Below are 17,681 nucleotides of genomic sequence, written 5' to 3'. Positions count from 1 at the left end.
AAAGCGAAAGTAGAGAGATTTACAACATTCATTAAAGCATATTATATTATTAAATTTAGTTTTACGGTTAACAACCATTTAATTAAAAAAAGGAATTACATTTACATATAATTCCTTTTTCCTAACACTTAAATTTTATAATTTAAGAGAATTATATATGAGATAACCCTACTAAATTAAATGTGTTATTTATTTTCTTCACCTTCCTTAGTATAAGAAGAAGAATGAGCCATTTGCTCTTTACGCGCATTACCACCTTGTTGGCCAATTTCATGATAAAATTCTTTACCATGAGTTTCTTTGGTAGTATTACCGCCTTTTTGACCCATTGCAGCATAATTATCGTGCATTTTTTGCTTTTCTTCTGCACTTAAATTTTCTGTATTTTTATTTTTGTTATTTTCATTAGTAGTAGCCATGATAGCCTCCGTTATTTGATATGTTGTTATTTATGGTATGCCCTTAGTAAACCACAAGTTGCCTTCCTGAGTTACATTAAACTAAATCAATTTTCACCTCAGCTTTTATGCTTATTTTATATATAGTGCTCTCTAACTAATTTGGTTTAATAAATCCATTATTTTAATATTGTTAATATTACTGGACTATAGCACGATATTTATTTTATATTTATAAAATATCTAATTTATTTAATAATACATCCTAACATATAACTTTAATACCTCAGCTATATTATGTATTGTTAAACCTATGACAAATAACAAATAGGTTAAATTCTGGTTATGGATAAGGTCTTATATAAAAAAGATGTAGTTACGTGGTTAAAAAGGTTTAATAGAGATTTACCTTTATTTAAATTAGAAGAAATAGCTAATATATTTTTTCAAGAAATCTCTGTAGCATTAATATGCGGAGATAGAATTGAATTAAGAGGGTTCGGTTCTATGTCAGTAAAGAAAAGAGCAGCTAAAGTCGGAAGGAACCCTAGAACTAATCAGCAATTAGAGGTCGGAAACAAAGGCTCATTACAATTTAGACCCAGCAAGGAACTTCTAAAAAAACTTAATACACTAAAAAAACCGGCTAATTCTGCTTAGAACCCAGTTTTCAATTTACCCTATTCCAAAACTAGGTATAGATAAGTAAAACATAATAGCTGTATAGATAAATCAGGGAGTAAAAACTCAACTCTTTCAAGGGTTAGAAAAAAATAAATTTATTCGGTTTCTTGAAAGAGTTGAAGTAAAACTTAATTAACAGTGCTTGACCATACCATCAAGGAATTGCCATAATAATCTAGCTCCTTCTAACGCACCTTTCTTAGCTTCTTCTTGTTCTTCAGGGGATAATTTTTCAATCAAGCTTGCACATTCTTCCGAATGCCATTCATCAGCTGCGATATGGACATTAAAAAATTTCAAGGCTTGTTCACCTGTTATACCATAAAATTTCTCTAAGCCTTCAATTTTTGATTTAGCAACTTCCGGCACTTGTCTTTCATAAGAATATAAAGCCCCTAGTCCTTTAGCATAAGATTCACCAGCTAATTTAAAAAATCCATCGACTAAATTCCTCGTCTCTTGTTTTAACTCGACATTTTCCACATCACTGCGTTTAACTCCTAAACCTTCCGCAAACCTAAGCCACAACTCCGGATGATTTTCATCCCCCTTTTCCTCTTCAATTAAATTACCGAGCAACACTTGCCTGGAAGATATATCATCACACTCGGAATGAATTTTACTTATATATCGTGGGAAGTTTTTAACTTGGTTATAATACTGCTTTGCATATTCCCCCAAGACTTCTACAGAAAGCTTACCTTCACTCCATGCCTGATAAAAGGGATGTTTTAAAAGATGCATTTTATCCAGTTCTTGATTTAGTAAGTTAATCATATTAATACCATATCTCAGTAAATTTGAACTTATACTATAACTTCGGATAAGAATTATCAACTTAACCATTAAGCTTAGATAATAAAAATTTTACGGAAGTTGTTTTGGCGCTTATATAATGGTATATATAAGCAACCATTTTATTTAAACTTAAATTTAATATTATTATGCGATGCGCTTATTACTGCTGCGGAGAATCCTACGATTTACATAAAATTTCCGAGTTCTTTACCAACCAAGGATATATAACAAAATTACATGAGCCTGAAGTGCTGTATGTAAAATTAGTTTTTCCGGATAATATGACTCACGATATTTTTATCTTCAGTTATGGCTGTATAACTTTATGGGGCTTGGATTTTTCCCGTGAACGTCAAGTTATAACCAGTATTTCTCCGTTTTTATCAGAGCCCTCAAGCTCTCTTATCGTTGATTCCTGTAAATACCAAGTTTCCGATGAGGAAACCTTTATTGATGAAGAATCCGACTTAATTAGCTTAGAAACTGATGACCCTTATATAAAACTTTCCCTTTCCTATGGTTTATCCCAGGCTTCAAAACTTGTACAATTTGAAAACTCCTTAGATAGAACCATTGATTCTACCAAGCATATACCGAATGAAATCATAAAAACCGGTAAAATATCTTTATCCAGAAAAACCTTATCAATAAAAATAGGTCAGCTTTTTGCCGAGCGTAATTCTATAAATTTACACAGCACAATTCTTGATACCCCTGAGTTTTTTTGGAGAAGACCGAAATATCAGCCTTATTATGATATGGCGGTTGAATTTATGGATATTCATACTCGAATTGAAATACTTAATAAAAGGCTTAATGTAGTCCATGAGCTATATGAGATTTTATCTAACGAGCTTAAATATATACATACATCGCGCCTTGAACTAATAATTATATACTTAATTTTAATTGAGGTATTGATTGCAGTATTTAGGGACTTACTCGGTTGGTTAAATTAATTAGCGGTTAATAAGGTTAACTAAGTAAAAATAAACTTTATTGCTTTTAAATCATATGCTACAACTTGGTAAAACCGGTAATTGCATATCAGAGTCTAATGGAAGCAAAGCAAACTAAAATTGAAAAAAGAAATATTTCAATAAATTTCGGCCCTCAGCACCCTGCTGCCCATGGAGTATTAAGATTAATACTTGAAATGGACGGTGAAGTAGTTGAGCGTGCCGATCCTCATATCGGGTTACTTCATAGAGGGACGGAAAAATTAATTGAACATAAAAATTATTTACAGGCTTTACCTTATTTTGATAGGTTAGATTATGTTTCACCGATGGCGCAGGAACATTGTTTTGCATTAGCAGTCGAAAAATTACTGGGATGTGAGATACCGATTCGCGCTAAGTACATAAGGGTTGCGTTTTGCGAAATCACCAGGATTTTAAATCATTTACTGAATATCCCGGCGCTTGCCCTGGATGTAGGAGCTATGACTCCACTTCTTTGGATGTTTGAAGAACGTGAAAAAATGATGGAATTTTATGAACGTGCCAGTGGTGCAAGGTTTCATGCGGCATATATTAGGCCGGGTGGTGTGGCAAAAGATATAGATAATAAATTAGTTGAAGATATTTTAGCTTTCCTGGAAACTTTTCCTAAAGCTTTAGATGATATGGAAGGACTGCTTACCGAAAACCGTATATTTAAACAAAGGTTGGTTGATATCGGGGTAGTAAGTGTGAAAGAAGCGCTGGACTTAGGCTTCTCCGGCCCTATGCTTAGAGCATCAGGGATTCCGTGGGATTTAAGAAAAGCACAGCCATATGAAATTTATGGAGAACTTGAGTTTGATATCCCTGTCGGCAAACATGGTGATTGTTATGATAGATATCTGGTCAGAATGGAAGAAATCAGGCAATCGATCAGGATTATCAAGCAGTGTTTAACTAACCTGCCGAAGGGAGCAGTACAAACCCTTGATCGCAAGATAGCCCCACCTTCGCGGGCTGAAATGAAGGATTCGATGGAAGCTTTAATCCACCATTTTAAACTTTATACTGAAGGCTATCATGTTCCTGAAGGTGAAACCTATACTGCGGTTGAAGCACCTAAAGGAGAATTCGGAGTTTATCTGGTAGCTGACGGGACTAATAAACCTTACAGATGCCATATTAAAGCCCCCGGATTCGCTCATCTCCAAGCTTTAGATTATATTAGTCAGGGTCATATGCTTGCAGATATGGTTGCAATTTTAGGCAGTATGGATATTGTATTCGGTGAAATTGATAGGTAATTAGATGTCTTCGATGTTTAAAGAAATAGAATTTGAGCAGCCAAACTTTTTTGAATTTACCAAAGAGAATTTAAAGCTTGCTAATAAGATAGCCGATAAATATCCTAAAAACCAACAAAGAAGTGCTATTATGCCTCTTCTTTATTTAGTGCAAAAACAGCACAATAATTGGATTCCTAAAGTTGCAATGGATTATATTGCAAGTCTTCTTGATATTCCTGCTATGCAAGTTTACGAGGTTGCTAGCTTCTATACTATGTATAACAAACAGCCGGTCGGTAAAAACTTAGTACAAATATGTAAAACCACTCCTTGCTGGCTTAGAGGCTCGGATGAAATTACTGAAGCTTGCAAGAGCAAGCTTGGGATTGATATAGGGGAAACCACTAAAGACGGTAAGTTTACTCTTGTAGAAGTCGAATGCTTAGGAGCATGCGTGAACGCACCTATGGTGCAGATTAACGATGATTACTATGAAGATCTTACTCCTGAGCTTATGACTAAAGTTCTTAATGAACTTGAAGGAGGAAATAAACCGAGTATAGGCTCGCAAACCGGAAGACAGTGCTCCGCTCCTAAGGAATAACTTCGACTATAATGGCAATTTATTACTAATACTATAAAGCTATATATAGTAAATTAAGTTAAATATCCTACATACAGGAAGAATATTTAAACTGTAAAAATTAAACTAAGTTTGCGTATAAATGACTATCTCATTTATAAAGCGCACACTCTATAAATGGCGGAAAGGCGCGTGCTTCTTACTATTTTTATTATTTTAATCATGAAGCAACACTACTTTATTTCCGTATAGTCTTTCAACTTTGCCTGCAAGTTCCATTTCAACTATAATCCTGTTTAATAGTGGCAGCGGGATTTTTATCTGTTTGGTTAATTCTTCGATTAAACATGGGGTATATGATAACTTTCCTTGTACCGCTTTACGCCACATTTCCAATTCCTTTTCACTTACTTCTTTAGAAGTATGAGAGGGAGTAATAAAGTTACTTGAACTATCAAATAATGAGGTTTGAAGCATAGGTTTCCTCATTTCGAGCACTTCTATTACGTCATTATAGTTCTCAAGCAAATATGCTCCTTGCTTAATTAGGTTATTAGTTCCCTGGCATCTCATATCAAGCGGAGAGCCGGGTACGGCGAACACCTCTCTCCCCTGCTCTATCGCAAACCTTGAGGTTATGAGCGTACCGGATTTTAAAGCAGCTTCGACTACGATCACACCTAAAGAAAGCCCTGAAATTATTCTATTGCGTTGAGGGAAATGCTTTGCAATTGGAGAAGTACCAAAAGCAAATTCAGTAATTACAAGCCCCCTTTCATACAAAAGATTAAATAATTTAGCATTTTCCCCGGGGTAGATATTATTTATACCACCGGCTATTACCCCAATGGTGCCGGAATCTAAACTTCCCTGATGAGCATAATAATCTATGCCTTTAGCTAAACCGGATACAATTATGTATCCGTTATCACCTAACTCTCTTGCTATATTTTTTGCAAAACTGCACCCGTTTGAAGAAGCATTTCTTGAACCTACTATTGCAACCTGTTTCTCTCTTTTCAACAGAGCAATATTTCCTTTTACCGTAATCACCGGGGGCGCATCATAAATATGTTTTAACAAGCTAGGATATTCCTCATCATATGCGGTAATAATTTTAGCTCCGAAGCTTTCGGTAAGCGCAATTTCTTCTTTTATTGCAGATTTAGACGGAATAATGATTTCTTTTTTTCCGCCCCCTTTCTTGGCTAACTTAGGGATCTCTTCCAATGCAATGCTTGGGTTACCATAAATCTTTATTAAGTCCCAAAAAGTTCTGGAACCGACATTGGTACTTCTAATCAGGCGAATCCAGTCTAATCTAAATTGCAAATCCGAGAGTTGTGCTTGTGTTATCATAAATTTCTTTAGCAATTGAAGTTACAGCCAAACCTGTTATTATCGCATAATAACTATAAATCGGTTATTTAATGCAAGACATTTTTTTCAGCGACGAAGAATTAATTCCTAAAGAATACCTGGCATTGGCTAGGAAATATCGCCCAAAGACTTTTGATGATATGATCGGGCAACCAGTGTTAGTACAAACATTAACTAATGCAATTAGTTCAAAAAGGATACCGCATGCAATCATCTTAACTGGGATTAGAGGAGTAGGTAAAACGACTTCGGCCAGAATAATCGCACGTGCACTTAATTGCATAGGAAAAGACGGTAGGGGAAGCGAGACTGCACAACCTTGCGGAGTATGTGACAGTTGTGTAGCGATTTCAGGCGATAGGCATCAAGACGTAATTGAAATTGATGCTGCCAGTAATACGGGAGTAAACGATATTCGTGAGATCATTGAAAATGCAAAGTATAGACCTCTTTCAGCAAGATATAAAATTTATATTATTGATGAAGTGCACATGCTTTCAAACAGTGCATTTAATGCCTTGCTCAAAACTTTAGAAGAACCTCCTGCTCATGTAAAATTTGTTTTCGCAACTACGGAAATTCGTAAAATCCCCATTACTATTTTATCAAGATGCCAACGTTTTGATTTAAAAAGAATTGATATTGCAGAACTCACCCAACATTACGAAAATATCTTAGCTAAAGAGGGTTTTAAGGGTGATAAAGCTGCCCTTTCTTTAATTGCTAATGCTGCCCAAGGTTCAGTAAGAGACGGGCTATCAATGCTTGATCAAGCGCTTTCTTTAAGCGGCGGTGCGGTTGATGAGCAAAGTGTGCGAAGAATGCTGGGGCTTGCGGATTTAAATTTAGTTTTTAAGTTATTTGATAATCTGATCAACGGCAATACTTTAGAGATAATTAATAATTTAAAAGAATTATATGATATTGGTGCTGACCCAAGCTTAGTTATTCAAGATTTACTGGAAATAACCCATGGTGTTACAAAAGCAAAAGTTGCCGACCTTAAAAATATATTTAATTTCCCGGAATTTGAATGGAGCAAATATTCTTATTATGCAGATAAGCTCTCAATACCTTTTCTATCAAGGTGTTGGCAAACACTTCTAAAAGGTTTGGAAGAAATGAAAAGCTCGCTCTTTCCCTTTTCTAATTTGGAAATGATATTGATTAGAATTGCATATATGAGCCAGCTACCTACCCCGGAAGAATTAATAAAAAGCGGGACTACTATAGCAACTATAGAAGATACTGATAATCCCAATGAAGTAGCACAAAAAACCGCCATTACAAGCTTTGAGGATATGACCAAGTTATGTTTAGAACAAAAGGAGATGTTAATCTATCATCACCTTATCAGTGATTTAAGAATAGCGGAATTTTCTCCGCCCAATATAAAAGTTAAATTATTAGAACATGCACCGAAGAGCTTCCCGCTTACTTTACAAAATTTTTTAAATGAACACACCGGGCAAAAATGGTCAGTCAATATTACTGATGAGGAATGCTCTAATCCTACTATTAATGAAATCGGGCAAGAAAAGGAAAGGAATTTAAAAGAAAAAATTGTAAATAGTGATTTAGTACAAGACATATTAAACACCTTTACAGAAACAGAAATTCTTGATATCAAAACAACAAAAAGCTTTTAAGGATAAGTACTATGAATATTCAGCAGATGATGACACAAGCTAAAACCCTTCAGAAAAAAATGCAAGACATGCAGGCAAAGCTTGATACCCAAGAAGTTACAGGGTCTGCCGGCGGTGGCATGGTGCAAGTGACCACTACCTGTAAAGGTGAAGTTAAAAAAATTAATATTGATAAAAGCTTATTGGTTCCTGAAGAAGGGGAAGTATTGGAAGATTTGATTATTGCCGCTTTTAATAATGCTAAACAAAATGCGGATACTAAAGCAAGCGAAGAAATGAAAAGTTTGGGAATTTCTCCCGACCTTATGAAGTTTTCCCTCTAAAAAGTATTCATAAATCGTGTTTTTAAAAAAACTTAAGAAAAGTAAAATTATAGCAATATTGGCTAATTATATAATCAGGCTATATGTCAGTATAATTTTCTGTACTTGTAAGCTTATCAGAAAAGAAGATCCTGAGACTAAGAACATACTAAAGAATCATCAGTTTATCTTTTCAATTTGGCATAGTAGAATACTTATTTTCCCTAAGCTCAACTTACCTAAAGTGACGGCAGTGGTTTCCGCGCATGGTGACGGGGAATTTATAGCTAATTTACTTAAGTCTTACGGGCACAAAACTACACGAGGTTCTTCCAGAAGAGAGGGAGTTAGCGCGATGAGAGGGTTACTAAAGACCTTAAAAGAAGAGAAACGAAGTATTTGTATCACTCCGGATGGTCCAAAAGGACCTCGTCATAAAATTAACGGTAGCATTACCGCACTTGCTGCAAAACTAAAATTACCTGTGATTCCTTTATGTTTTTCCGCTTCTTCGGCAATAGTACTTAATACTTGGGATAGATTTATAATTCCTTTACCTTTCTCTAAAATTTATATCGAACTCGGAAAGCCTATTTACTTCGAAACCGAAGCGGCTAGCAATGATGAAATATTAGCTGAAGAAATGTTTAACCAGATGATTACTTTAGATAAAAAAGCTTCTCTTAAGGTTGATTATTAATATGTTGCTGCATATTTACAAAGCTCTATCCGTAATACTTGCTCCATTCTTATGGTGTATTATACAATATCGTATTTTTAAAAAGAAGGAAGATCCAAAACGTTATAAAGAAAAATTTGGTAAAGCAAGTTTAAAAAAAGATAACAAAGTTATATGGTTTCATGTTGCAAGTGTAGGCGAGATGAAAGCATTAACACCCATATTGGAAAAGTTTTCTGAATTAGATTATCAGTTGCTGATTACTTCAGGCACTTTAACTTCGGCAAAAATATTTGAAACGATAAAAATTAAAAATATTATTCATCAATTTGCACCTCTTGATTCCCCTTTATTCATAAAAAAATTCTTAAACTATTGGCAACCGCAGCTTGGCATTTTCATTGAATCCGAAATATGGCCGAATTTAATTATAGAGTCTTCTAAGCGCTTTAAACTTGCCCTTATAAATGCAAATATGTCTGATAAATCATTTCAAATATGGAGCAAAATCCCAAGTATTGCCAAGCTTATATTCAGTAAGTTTTCCTATATTGCTGCTTGTTCCCTAAGCTCACATAATAAACTAAAGTTATTTTCTAATAATGTAGCAGGTGAGATAACTAATTTAAAATACTATGCACCACCGCTTGCATATGATGAAACCTTACTAAAACACCTACAAACCATTTATGCTGATAAAAAAGTTTTATTATGCGCAAGCACCCATGAAAATGAAGAAGAATTAATATTAAATATTTATGCAATAATAAAAAAGGAAATACCTGATATTTGCTTAATTATTATTCCTAGGCACCCTAGCCGCGGTGCGGAAGTTTATAAGCTTGCGTGTAAAATATCAAAAGATGTTGCATTGAAAACTCTTCAACCGAAAATAAATTATTCTCCTGATATATATATTATTGATACGCTCGGAGAACTTGGGGCTTTTTATCGATTAGCAAAATTAGTGTTTGTCGGAGCATCACTGGTTAAATTGGGTGGGCATAATATTATTGAACCGGCGCACTTAAATTGTTGTATTCTCACGGGTAAACATTACACTAATTTTTCGGATGTTATGCAGGAATTTAAAAATGCGGAGGCAGTTATTGAAGTTCAAGATAACCAAGAGCTGGCTTTAAGAATAATATCCTTATTTAAAAATGAAAGCGAAATAGAACGTTATGCGGATAATGCTTATAAATTAGTAAATAAAGAGCGAGGGCTAATAGATAAAATATATACTAACCTTACATATCTACTTGAAAGATGAAAAACTTAAATAGACCGAGATTTTGGCAGCAATTTAATTGGCTTACCTTGTGTTTACTGCCGTTATCTTTTATTTACCGTTTTATTGTTTATGTGAAATATATAGTTTCTAAGCCAAACAAAATAAACATACCGGTTATCTGTGTAGGTAATATTGTAGTAGGAGGTGCAGGTAAAACTCCGACCGTCATTACCATAGCTGAATTCTTACAAAGTATAGGCAAAAAGGTTGCTATCATTTCAAGAGGATATAAAGGCTCTTTAAGCACAAATAAGGAGGCAACATTAGTTCAGGATCATTCTGCATATGAAGTCGGAGATGAAGCTTTGGTTTTATCAAAAATTGCACCCGTTTATATTAATAGAGATCGATTCCTTGCTGCATTGCGAGCGCAAAGAGATGGAGCGGAAGTAATTATTATGGATGATGGGCTACAAAATTATACTTTGGAAAAAGATTTTTCTATTTTAGTAATTGATAGCAATTACGGCTTAGGTAATCATCAATTATTACCTGCCGGGCCTTTAAGGGAAAGTTTAAGCTTAGTTTTAAAAAAAACTGATTGCATAGTTTATACAGGGGAAGGCAAAGCAAATATAATAAATTCCAAGCTCCCGACTTTCATTGCTAAAACCATAGTTAAAAATGCAGAACTATTACAAGATAAAGTTTTCATAGCTTTATACGGGATTGCTTCACCTGAAAAATTTCTTACTACTCTTAAATCTTTAAATATTACTATTGCTGAAAAGTTTATTTTCGGCGATCATCATAATTATAGCAGGGGGGAAATTGAGGTTATAGTTGGCTTAGCTAAAAAGCTCAATTTAAAGATAATTACTACTTCTAAAGATATAGTTAAAATTCCGCTTCCCCATCATCCTTATATTGAAGTGGTAGAAATTGAATATATATTTCCAAATGAATTTTATAGTCTGATTTTTAAGGTAACTAACAAAATTGACTAGCTGCAATACTCGGAAATTAGCGTTTCTATAGTTTGAGCAGCTTCAGTAATAATGTTTTTCTGTTTACCCTCAACCATAACTCTTACTAATTTCTCCGTTCCTGATTTCCTGATAAAGATCCTTTCAGCATTATAAGATTTATTTATCTCCTCAAGTTCTTCCTGCAATTTCGGATTTTCTAAAGGATTATTTTTAGTAAATTTTATATTGCGAACTACTTGCGGGTAAAGCTCAAAAATATGGCTTAGCTTACTCATTTTTTTACCGCTTTCAACTAATAAAGAAAGTACTTGTAAAGCTGCTACTATCCCATCACCCGTAGTTGAGTAGTTGCTTAATATGACATGCCCTGATTGTTCACCCCCTAAGTTGCAATTATTTTTACGCATAGCATCAAATACATAACGATCTCCCACCTTAGTGCGGATAGTGTTTATATTATGACTCTTCAAATATTCATCCAAAGCCCCGTTAGACATCTGGGTGACTACCACCATATCGTTATTAAGTCTTTTTCGATTGTGTAAATGAAGAGCTATTAAGCCGATAACATGGTCTCCGGAAATTATATGGCCTTTATCATCAACAATAACTACCCTATCAGCATCCCCGTCAAGCGCAATTCCTATATCCGCTCTTGTTTCAACTACTTTCTTTGATAAAGTTTCAGGGTGCGTAGAACCGCAAGCCTCATTAATATTAAACCCATTAGGCTCAGTCCCGATTGATATCACCTCAGCACCAAGCTCCCATAATATGGTAGGAGCTAAGTGATATGCACTGCCGTTAGCGCCATCAACGACTATTCTTAATCCGGTAAGATTATTTTCCTTATTAAAAGAATTTTTAACATGTTCAATATATCTTCCCGGTGCATCATCAAGGCGCTTTGCCCTTCCCAAATCTATAGGGGGCACAAGATATCGGTTAATATCCGCACTTAAAATCATCTCCTGAATTTTGTCTTCACACTCGTCGGAAAGTTTAAATCCTTTGCTATCAAATAACTTTAATCCATTATCAAAATAAGGGTTATGCGAGGCCGAAATCATTACACCTAAATCAGCTCTTAGTGACCTAATTAGCATTGAAACCGCAGGCGTCGGCATAGGACCGACCAGAATTACATCCACACCGACGCTTATAAATCCTGAAGTGAGTGCCGGCTCAATTAAATAACCCGAAAGCCTGGTATCTTTCGCAATTACTACACGATTGCGGTGCCCCAGTTTTTTATAATATGTGCCCGCTGCCATACCGAATTTCATTGCAATCTCAGCAGTCATGGGGTATTGATTTGCTGTTCCTCTTATACCGTCGGTTCCGAATAATCTTTGCATTCTAAATAAACTTCCCTAGTTTTTAACTTTCTAACTTTTAAGCATAATATATAAGCTAATTACTTAAATCATAATAAATAATTATTTTTTTATGTTTGTCAGCTAATATAAATTTCACTTAAACTGAGCTTCCTTCTCAATATTATGAGCGATAGCCTGTTCCCATTTTTCGCCGTTATTTATAAGCTTATCTTTATTATATAAAAGCTCTTCATGAGTCTCGGTAGAAAACTCAAAGTTCGGCCCTTCAACAATTGCATCAACCGGGCAAGCCTCTTGGCATAAGCCGCAATAAATACATTTAGTCATATCAATATCATAACGAGTAGTACGTCTACTATGGTCTTCTCTTTCCTCAGCTTCTATGGTAATTGCAAGTGCCGGACAAATCGCCTCGCAAAGCTTGCAAGCAATGCAACGCTCTTCCCCGTTCGGATATCTTCTTAAAGCATGCTCCCCCCTAAATCTGGAACTTAAATACCCTTTTTCATAAGGATAACTTAAGGTTACCTTTTTTTTAAACATATAAGTAAGAGTTATGTAAAGGCCTTTAAATATCTCAGTTAGAAAAAATGATTTAAAGAAAAACTTAACAGTTTCCATGCAAAATGCGTTATAAAAATTTAAAATATACTTTTGTAGGTTATATTAAATATGCGAAAAATCAAGTCTGAAACAAGGTTTAAGCCTCACCGATAATCTTTATTTCCTCTTCTAATTTAATACCGCAAATAGTTAGTACTCTTGACTGCACTTCTTTAATTAAGCTTTCCAAATCATGTGCAGTAGCATCGCCCATATTTATAAAAAAGTTACAATGCATTTCGGATACTTGAGCACCTCCGATGCGCAGACCTCTACAACCTGCTTTATCTACCAATTGCCAGGCTTTATCACCTAGCATAGGGTTTTTAAATGTTGAACCGCTGGTTTTAGTTTTTATAGGTTGGGTTGATGACCTTTGGCTTTGAATCTCATCAATCTTTCCAGCGATTCTTTGTACTTCACCCGGGTTTCCCTGAAATTTAGCTTCCGTAAAAATCCAATCATTGCTTAAATGTTTGCCACGATAATAATAACCTATTTCTTCAGCTTTAAAGGTTTTTATCTCGCCGGATTTTAGGTTAACTGCGGTCGCCTCAATCAATACCGATGCAGTATCATTACCGTAAGCACCTGCATTCATAGCAAGCGCTCCTCCGACTGTCCCTGGAATACCAGAGAAGAACTCCAGTCCGGTGATTGCTGCCTCTCTGGTGTATAAAGCGAGATTTAAATCCAGAACCGCTGCACCCGCCGTAATTATACAGTCAGTATTATGTTCTATATAGTTAAAGCCTCTGCCGAGCCTAATTACTACTCCTCCGATTCCTCCGTCTCTCACCAATAGATTAGAGCCGACTCCTATTATATTGATTGCTAAACCAAGAGGTTTGTTTTTTAAAAACAGCTCTAAATCTTGTAGATCTTCCGGGATGAATAAAACTTCAGCTTTACCTCCTACCCCGAACCAGCACATTTTAGCTAATTCCGCCTGCTCTCTATATTTTCCTTTAACAATTGGTAATTCTGAGATAATAGTCATTTGTTTTATTCAGTATCAAATTGTGGTTCCAAACCTTGGCCGGACATTTTAGCTTCAAGGCTCCTTAATATAAATTCATCAAGCTCACCGTCCAGTACCGCGGAAGGTTCAGGAGAAGAATAGCCGGTTCTTAAGTCTTTAACCATTTGGTATGGTTGCAGTACATATGAACGAATTTGATGCCCCCACCCGATATCGGTTTTTGCTGCATTCATCTGGTTGATCTTCTCTTCTTTCTTCTTAAGTTCACGCTCATAAAGCCTGGATTTTAACATTGACATACATTCATCACGATTTCTATGCTGCGATCTGTTCGTTTGTGATGAAACAACGATTCCGCTCGGTATATGAGTAATTCTTACCGCACTATCCGTGGTATTTACATGTTGCCCGCCGGCGCCTGAAGAACGAAAAGTATCTATCCTTAAATCTGATTCATTTATGCTGATTTCAATAGAATCATCAATCACCGGGAAGACCCATGCGCTTGCAAAACTGGTGTGCCTTTTGCCGGCTGCATTAAATGGAGAGATTCTAACTAGTCTATGTACTCCGCTCTCTGTCTTTAGCCAGCCGTAAACATTTTCTCCCGTAATTTTCATGGTAACGGTTTTAATTCCGGCTTCTTCCCCGGCAAGATAATCTACAATTTCAATTTTAAACTTATGCTTCTCAGCCCATCTCGTATACATTCTATAAAGTATTGAAGCCCAATCATGGCTTTCCGTTCCTCCGGCACCTGAGTGAATTTCTAAAAATGCATCATTATGATCCGCTTCTCCTGAAAATAAGCATTCAATTTCTTTTTGCTTTGCTGATTTTTCTAATACTAATAGCTCTTTTTTTACTTCATTAATAGTACTTTGGTCATTATCTAATTCACTAAGTACAAAAAGCTCTATAAGGTTAGCTGTTTCTTTTTCGATATGTTTAACTGTAGCTATTGAGTTTTCCAAGTAGCTTTTTTCTCGCAGCAACTTTTGCGCTTTAGCAGTATTATTCCATAACTCAGGGTCTTCACATTCTTTAGTTAAATTAATGAGGCGAGCTTCAGCATTGTCCCAGTCAAAGATACCTCCTAAGAAGCGAGATAGACTTCTCAATATTGCTTTTTACAATTGCAAGCTCGAACTCCATAAATTCCTAAATAGAAAATCATTAAATCTTAGTTGAACTTTACCACCATAAATAGCAATAGACAAGTTGAATAAGGAATCTGTTGTCTTAAAGCTTAGTTTCAATTAAAATGCGAAAACATTATATAAACTAATTTTCAAAATATCCCAATGGCTAAGCTCTATATTAAAACCTACGGTTGCCAGATGAATGTTTATGACTCAGTGAAGATGGGTGATTTGTTGAAACCCCATGGATTTGAGCTAAGTGAAGAGCCGGAAAATGCCGACTTAGTTATTCTTAACACTTGCCATATTAGAGAAAAAGCAACTGATAAAGTTTATTCAGAGCTTGGAAGAATAAGAAAAGGCAAGGAAGAAAAGGCTGCAAAAGGTGAAAACATGATGATTGCGGTTGCCGGTTGTGTAGCTCAAGCTGAGGGTGAGGAAATTTTTAAGCGCGCACCGTATGTTGATATAGTCGTAGGCCCTCAATCTTATCAAAATCTGCCGGAGTTAATCGAAAAAGCTAAGAGAAAAACCGGCTGGGCAATAGATTTGGAGTTTCCGCTTAACTCTAAATTCGATTCTTTACCAGAAGAATCAGGAGAGAGAGGAGTAACCGCATTTTTAACCGTACAGGAAGGCTGCGATAAATTTTGTAGTTTCTGCTGCGTGCCGTTTACCAGAGGTGCCGAGTACTCCAGGCCGGTACCGGAAATTTATAGAGAAGCATTAAGACTTGTCTCCTTAGGAGTTAAAGAAATTACTTTGCTCGGACAAAACGTAAGTGCATATCATGCTGAATTAGAAAACGGAGAAACTTGGGGATTAGGTAAACTTATAAAAAGGTTAGCTGAGATAGATAAACTGGAAAGAATAAGATACACTACCTCCCATCCTAATGATATGCTTGATGAGAATTTAATGGAGATGCACGCTAATCATCCTAAAGTAATGCCGTTTTTACATCTTCCCGTGCAATCAGGCTCGGATAGAATCTTAAAAGCTATGAATAGAAAGCATGACAGAAAATATTATTTTGAAGTTATTAATAAATATAGAGAAATATGTCCGGATATAGCTTTTTCTTCTGATTTTATCGTTGGTTACCCAGGCGAAACTGATCAAGATTTTGAAGATACTTTGGATTTAATAAGGCAAGTAAATTTTGCGCTTTCTTACTCATTTAAATATAGCCCTCGCCCGGGAACAGCTGCTGCGGTACTTGAGAACCAGATTGCGGAAGAAGTAAAAACTGAACGACTAAATATACTGCAAGAATTATTAAACCAACAACATCTTGAATATAACAAAAGTAAAGTAAGTTCAATAATGCCTGTGTTGATTGACGGTAAGAGTAGGCAGCAAAATAGGTATCACGGGAAAACACCTTACCTACAAACGGTTCTGGTTGAGTATAATGATGATAGTATCATCGGAACGACCGTAAATGTTAAAATAGAAGAAGCTACTCAAAATAGTCTCTATGGCTTAATTGTATAAAAATTAGCTACTTACGTATTTATTTAAAATATTTAGAGCTCACATGTTGCATTGCACAAAAAGCATGTTATAATAAAAATATAAAATAAATATTAATAATGGGTATATCATGGTAGCTAATAACTTTAAAAACTATTTTACAAATTTTATGGGTAATTTCCAACCGATGGATTTAAACATATTCAAGGGAACAATAAGTAAAAATGTGGAAGCTTTAACTGCCGCTAACCAAGTGTGGATGGAAGGAATGCAAGCTGCATCCAGAAGAAATGCGGAAATAGCTCAAAATTCTGCACAAAAAAGCTTTGAATGCTTAAAAGACTGCTCTGTAAATCCAAATATGCAGGAAATGCAACAAGCTCATTCAAATTGTATGAATGATGTGATACATAACTTCAGCAGCAACATGCGTGAAATGATGGAGATGTCTTCAAAAGCTTCTCTTGAAGTTTTTGATATTTTAAATAAAAGAGCATCTGATGCAGTAAATGAAATGTGTTTAGTTTGCCAACCACAAAAGGCCGGAAAATAAGTTTATACTCTTTAAAGGTTATTACTAAATATTTAAATCTCCTAAGGCATTATTTCTTAGGAGATTTTTTATATAATCCTACTAATAAAACAAATTTAGTATTTAGGCTTTTGTAATTGCGACTTAATACAATTAACTTGATTTTACTATACAACTAACAATAGATTTATTACAAATTTGTTATTAGTTAATAGTTATAAAGTATTATTATGAAGCAAGGTCTAACAAATTTAAGTAATAACCAAAGAATTGAAGCAATCAAACATCATTACTCAGAGTTTAATGTGAAAGAAGGTTATGACAAGACACTATTTAGTAAAACTTTTATATCCGCTTGTAATGATGGTAACATCGAAGTAGTTAACCATTTATTATCTTTAACCAGCAAAGAATTTCAGGAAGAAATGATTTACTCTCATGGAAATTTTGCTTTTATAGCGGCATGTGTTGGTGGTAATAAAGAAATAGTGCAACTGTTGTTGGATCTTACTCCTGACCAAACAAAGAGAGAGGAGATGATTCATGCACACGATAATAGGGTTTTTATGGGTGCATGTGCTAGTGGTAATAAAGAGATAGCACAGTTATTAATTGAGTATGCTCTTGACCAAACAAAGAGAGAGGAGATGATTCATGCACACGATAATAGGGTTTTTATG

19 protein-coding genes are annotated in these 17,681 nt (G+C 35.2%); 12 read left to right on the top strand and 7 right to left on the bottom strand.

Annotated features, from left to right (window positions below; translation table 11 throughout):
- Positions 1-185: 185 nt before the first annotated feature.
- Positions 186-419, bottom strand: a complete 234-nt coding sequence (locus NF27_RS08260; protein WP_039458193.1) for a hypothetical protein — start codon at positions 417-419, stop codon at positions 186-188.
- A gap of 324 nt (positions 420-743) precedes the next feature.
- Here NF27_RS08260 and NF27_RS08255 point away from each other — a divergent pair, with 324 nt between their 5' ends.
- A complete protein-coding gene (locus NF27_RS08255; protein ID WP_039458190.1) occupies positions 744-1,058 on the top strand; it encodes an HU family DNA-binding protein in 315 nt (104 codons plus the stop codon).
- A gap of 156 nt (positions 1,059-1,214) precedes the next feature.
- Here the strand turns inward: NF27_RS08255 and NF27_RS08250 are convergent, their stop codons facing one another.
- Positions 1,215-1,865, bottom strand: a complete 651-nt coding sequence (locus NF27_RS08250; protein WP_152606886.1) for a CADD family putative folate metabolism protein — start codon at positions 1,863-1,865, stop codon at positions 1,215-1,217.
- Positions 1,866-2,026: 161 nt separating this feature from the next.
- Between NF27_RS08250 and NF27_RS08245 the strand changes: the two genes are divergently transcribed.
- The 3 genes from NF27_RS08245 to nuoE all read left to right on the top strand — a co-directional run bounded on the left by NF27_RS08245 (position 2,027) and on the right by nuoE (position 4,714).
- A complete protein-coding gene (locus NF27_RS08245) occupies positions 2,027-2,839 on the top strand; it encodes an RMD1 family protein (RefSeq protein ID WP_039458185.1) in 813 nt (270 codons plus the stop codon).
- Positions 2,840-2,937: 98 nt separating this feature from the next.
- Entirely contained in the window at positions 2,938-4,128 is a 1,191-nt protein-coding gene (locus NF27_RS08240; RefSeq protein WP_039458182.1) for an NADH-quinone oxidoreductase subunit D, read from the top strand.
- 4 nt (positions 4,129-4,132) lie between these two features.
- On the top strand, positions 4,133-4,714 hold the full coding sequence (nuoE, locus tag NF27_RS08235; protein WP_039458179.1) for an NADH-quinone oxidoreductase subunit NuoE: 582 nt from the start codon (positions 4,133-4,135) through the stop codon (positions 4,712-4,714).
- Between the two features lie 195 nt (positions 4,715-4,909).
- On the opposite strand, the gene dprA is transcribed toward nuoE, so the two are convergent.
- Positions 4,910-6,052, bottom strand: coding sequence for a DNA-processing protein DprA (gene dprA / locus NF27_RS08230; RefSeq protein WP_039458177.1), 1,143 nt, complete (start codon positions 6,050-6,052; stop codon positions 4,910-4,912).
- 71 nt (positions 6,053-6,123) lie between these two features.
- Between dprA and NF27_RS08225 the strand changes: the two genes are divergently transcribed.
- The 5 genes from NF27_RS08225 to lpxK are packed head-to-tail and all read left to right on the top strand — an operon-like array spanning position 6,124 to position 10,944.
- A complete protein-coding gene (locus NF27_RS08225; RefSeq protein WP_053332706.1) occupies positions 6,124-7,722 on the top strand; it encodes a DNA polymerase III subunit gamma/tau in 1,599 nt (532 codons plus the stop codon).
- A gap of 11 nt (positions 7,723-7,733) precedes the next feature.
- Entirely contained in the window at positions 7,734-8,045 is a 312-nt protein-coding gene (locus NF27_RS08220) for a YbaB/EbfC family nucleoid-associated protein (RefSeq protein ID WP_039458175.1), read from the top strand.
- A 16-nt stretch (positions 8,046-8,061) separates the two neighbouring features.
- Positions 8,062-8,724 carry a lysophospholipid acyltransferase family protein gene (locus NF27_RS08215; protein ID WP_039458173.1) on the top strand — a complete coding sequence of 221 codons (663 nt, stop codon included), beginning with the start codon at positions 8,062-8,064 and terminating at the stop codon, positions 8,722-8,724.
- A 1-nt stretch (position 8,725) separates the two neighbouring features.
- Positions 8,726-9,976: a 3-deoxy-D-manno-octulosonic acid transferase gene (locus tag NF27_RS08210; protein ID WP_039458171.1), complete on the top strand. Its 1,251-nt coding sequence runs from the start codon at positions 8,726-8,728 to the stop codon at positions 9,974-9,976.
- A complete protein-coding gene (gene lpxK / locus NF27_RS08205; RefSeq protein WP_053332705.1) occupies positions 9,973-10,944 on the top strand; it encodes a tetraacyldisaccharide 4'-kinase in 972 nt (323 codons plus the stop codon). The genes NF27_RS08210 and lpxK overlap by 4 nt, the downstream gene beginning before the upstream one ends.
- On the opposite strand, the gene glmM is transcribed toward lpxK, so the two are convergent.
- The 4 genes from glmM to prfB all read right to left on the bottom strand — a co-directional run bounded on the left by glmM (position 10,941) and on the right by prfB (position 15,006).
- A complete protein-coding gene (glmM, locus tag NF27_RS08200; RefSeq protein WP_039458170.1) occupies positions 10,941-12,284 on the bottom strand; it encodes a phosphoglucosamine mutase in 1,344 nt (447 codons plus the stop codon). The genes lpxK and glmM overlap by 4 nt on opposite strands.
- Positions 12,285-12,398: 114 nt before the next feature.
- Entirely contained in the window at positions 12,399-12,887 is a 489-nt protein-coding gene (gene nuoI / locus NF27_RS08195; protein WP_039458168.1) for an NADH-quinone oxidoreductase subunit NuoI, read from the bottom strand.
- 79 nt (positions 12,888-12,966) lie between these two features.
- Positions 12,967-13,869: a UDP-N-acetylmuramate dehydrogenase gene (gene murB / locus NF27_RS08190; protein ID WP_039458166.1), complete on the bottom strand. Its 903-nt coding sequence runs from the start codon at positions 13,867-13,869 to the stop codon at positions 12,967-12,969.
- Between the two features lie 5 nt (positions 13,870-13,874).
- A protein-coding gene (gene prfB, locus NF27_RS08185; protein WP_152606884.1) for a peptide chain release factor 2 occupies positions 13,875-15,006 on the bottom strand; the annotation gives its coding sequence in 2 pieces (ribosomal slippage) (positions 13,875-14,936 and positions 14,938-15,006; 1,131 coding nt in all).
- 149 nt (positions 15,007-15,155) lie between these two features.
- On the opposite strand from prfB, the gene miaB reads away from it, so the two are divergent.
- The 3 genes from miaB to NF27_RS08170 all read left to right on the top strand — a co-directional run.
- On the top strand, positions 15,156-16,490 hold the full coding sequence (gene miaB, locus NF27_RS08180) for a tRNA (N6-isopentenyl adenosine(37)-C2)-methylthiotransferase MiaB (protein ID WP_039458164.1): 1,335 nt from the start codon (positions 15,156-15,158) through the stop codon (positions 16,488-16,490).
- A gap of 109 nt (positions 16,491-16,599) precedes the next feature.
- Entirely contained in the window at positions 16,600-17,022 is a 423-nt protein-coding gene (locus NF27_RS08175; protein WP_039458162.1) for a phasin family protein, read from the top strand.
- Between the two features lie 209 nt (positions 17,023-17,231).
- On the top strand, positions 17,232-17,681 hold a 450-nt coding region (locus tag NF27_RS08170), incomplete at its 3' end, for an ankyrin repeat domain-containing protein (protein WP_039458159.1).

The organism is Candidatus Jidaibacter acanthamoeba (assembly GCF_000815465.1).
GTDB classification, from domain to species: Bacteria; Pseudomonadota; Alphaproteobacteria; order Rickettsiales; family Midichloriaceae; genus Jidaibacter; species Jidaibacter acanthamoebae.
Note: the sequence above shows the minus strand (reverse complement) of the source record. Positions and strands in the feature narration are given on the sequence as shown.

Excerpts from the sequence above, each read along its gene's own strand:
- NF27_RS08240 (WP_039458182.1), top strand. The coding sequence starts at position 2,938 with ATGGAAGCAAAGCAAACTAAAATTGAAAAAAGAAATATTTCAATAAAT.
- dprA (WP_039458177.1), bottom strand. The coding sequence starts at position 6,052 with ATGATAACACAAGCACAACTCTCGGATTTGCAATTTAGATTAGACTGG.
- miaB (WP_039458164.1), top strand. The coding sequence starts at position 15,156 with ATGGCTAAGCTCTATATTAAAACCTACGGTTGCCAGATGAATGTTTAT.
- NF27_RS08175 (WP_039458162.1), top strand. The coding sequence starts at position 16,600 with ATGGTAGCTAATAACTTTAAAAACTATTTTACAAATTTTATGGGTAAT.
- nuoE (WP_039458179.1), top strand. The coding sequence starts at position 4,133 with ATGTCTTCGATGTTTAAAGAAATAGAATTTGAGCAGCCAAACTTTTTT.
- NF27_RS08210 (WP_039458171.1), top strand. The coding sequence starts at position 8,726 with ATGTTGCTGCATATTTACAAAGCTCTATCCGTAATACTTGCTCCATTC.
- NF27_RS08225 (WP_053332706.1), top strand. The coding sequence starts at position 6,124 with ATGCAAGACATTTTTTTCAGCGACGAAGAATTAATTCCTAAAGAATAC.
- murB (WP_039458166.1), bottom strand. The coding sequence starts at position 13,869 with ATGACTATTATCTCAGAATTACCAATTGTTAAAGGAAAATATAGAGAG.
- lpxK (WP_053332705.1), top strand. The coding sequence starts at position 9,973 with ATGAAAAACTTAAATAGACCGAGATTTTGGCAGCAATTTAATTGGCTT.
- NF27_RS08260 (WP_039458193.1), bottom strand. The coding sequence starts at position 419 with ATGGCTACTACTAATGAAAATAACAAAAATAAAAATACAGAAAATTTA.
- NF27_RS08220 (WP_039458175.1), top strand. The coding sequence starts at position 7,734 with ATGAATATTCAGCAGATGATGACACAAGCTAAAACCCTTCAGAAAAAA.
- glmM (WP_039458170.1), bottom strand. The coding sequence starts at position 12,284 with ATGCAAAGATTATTCGGAACCGACGGTATAAGAGGAACAGCAAATCAA.
- NF27_RS08255 (WP_039458190.1), top strand. The coding sequence starts at position 744 with ATGGATAAGGTCTTATATAAAAAAGATGTAGTTACGTGGTTAAAAAGG.
- NF27_RS08245 (WP_039458185.1), top strand. The coding sequence starts at position 2,027 with ATGCGATGCGCTTATTACTGCTGCGGAGAATCCTACGATTTACATAAA.
- nuoI (WP_039458168.1), bottom strand. The coding sequence starts at position 12,887 with ATGGAAACTGTTAAGTTTTTCTTTAAATCATTTTTTCTAACTGAGATA.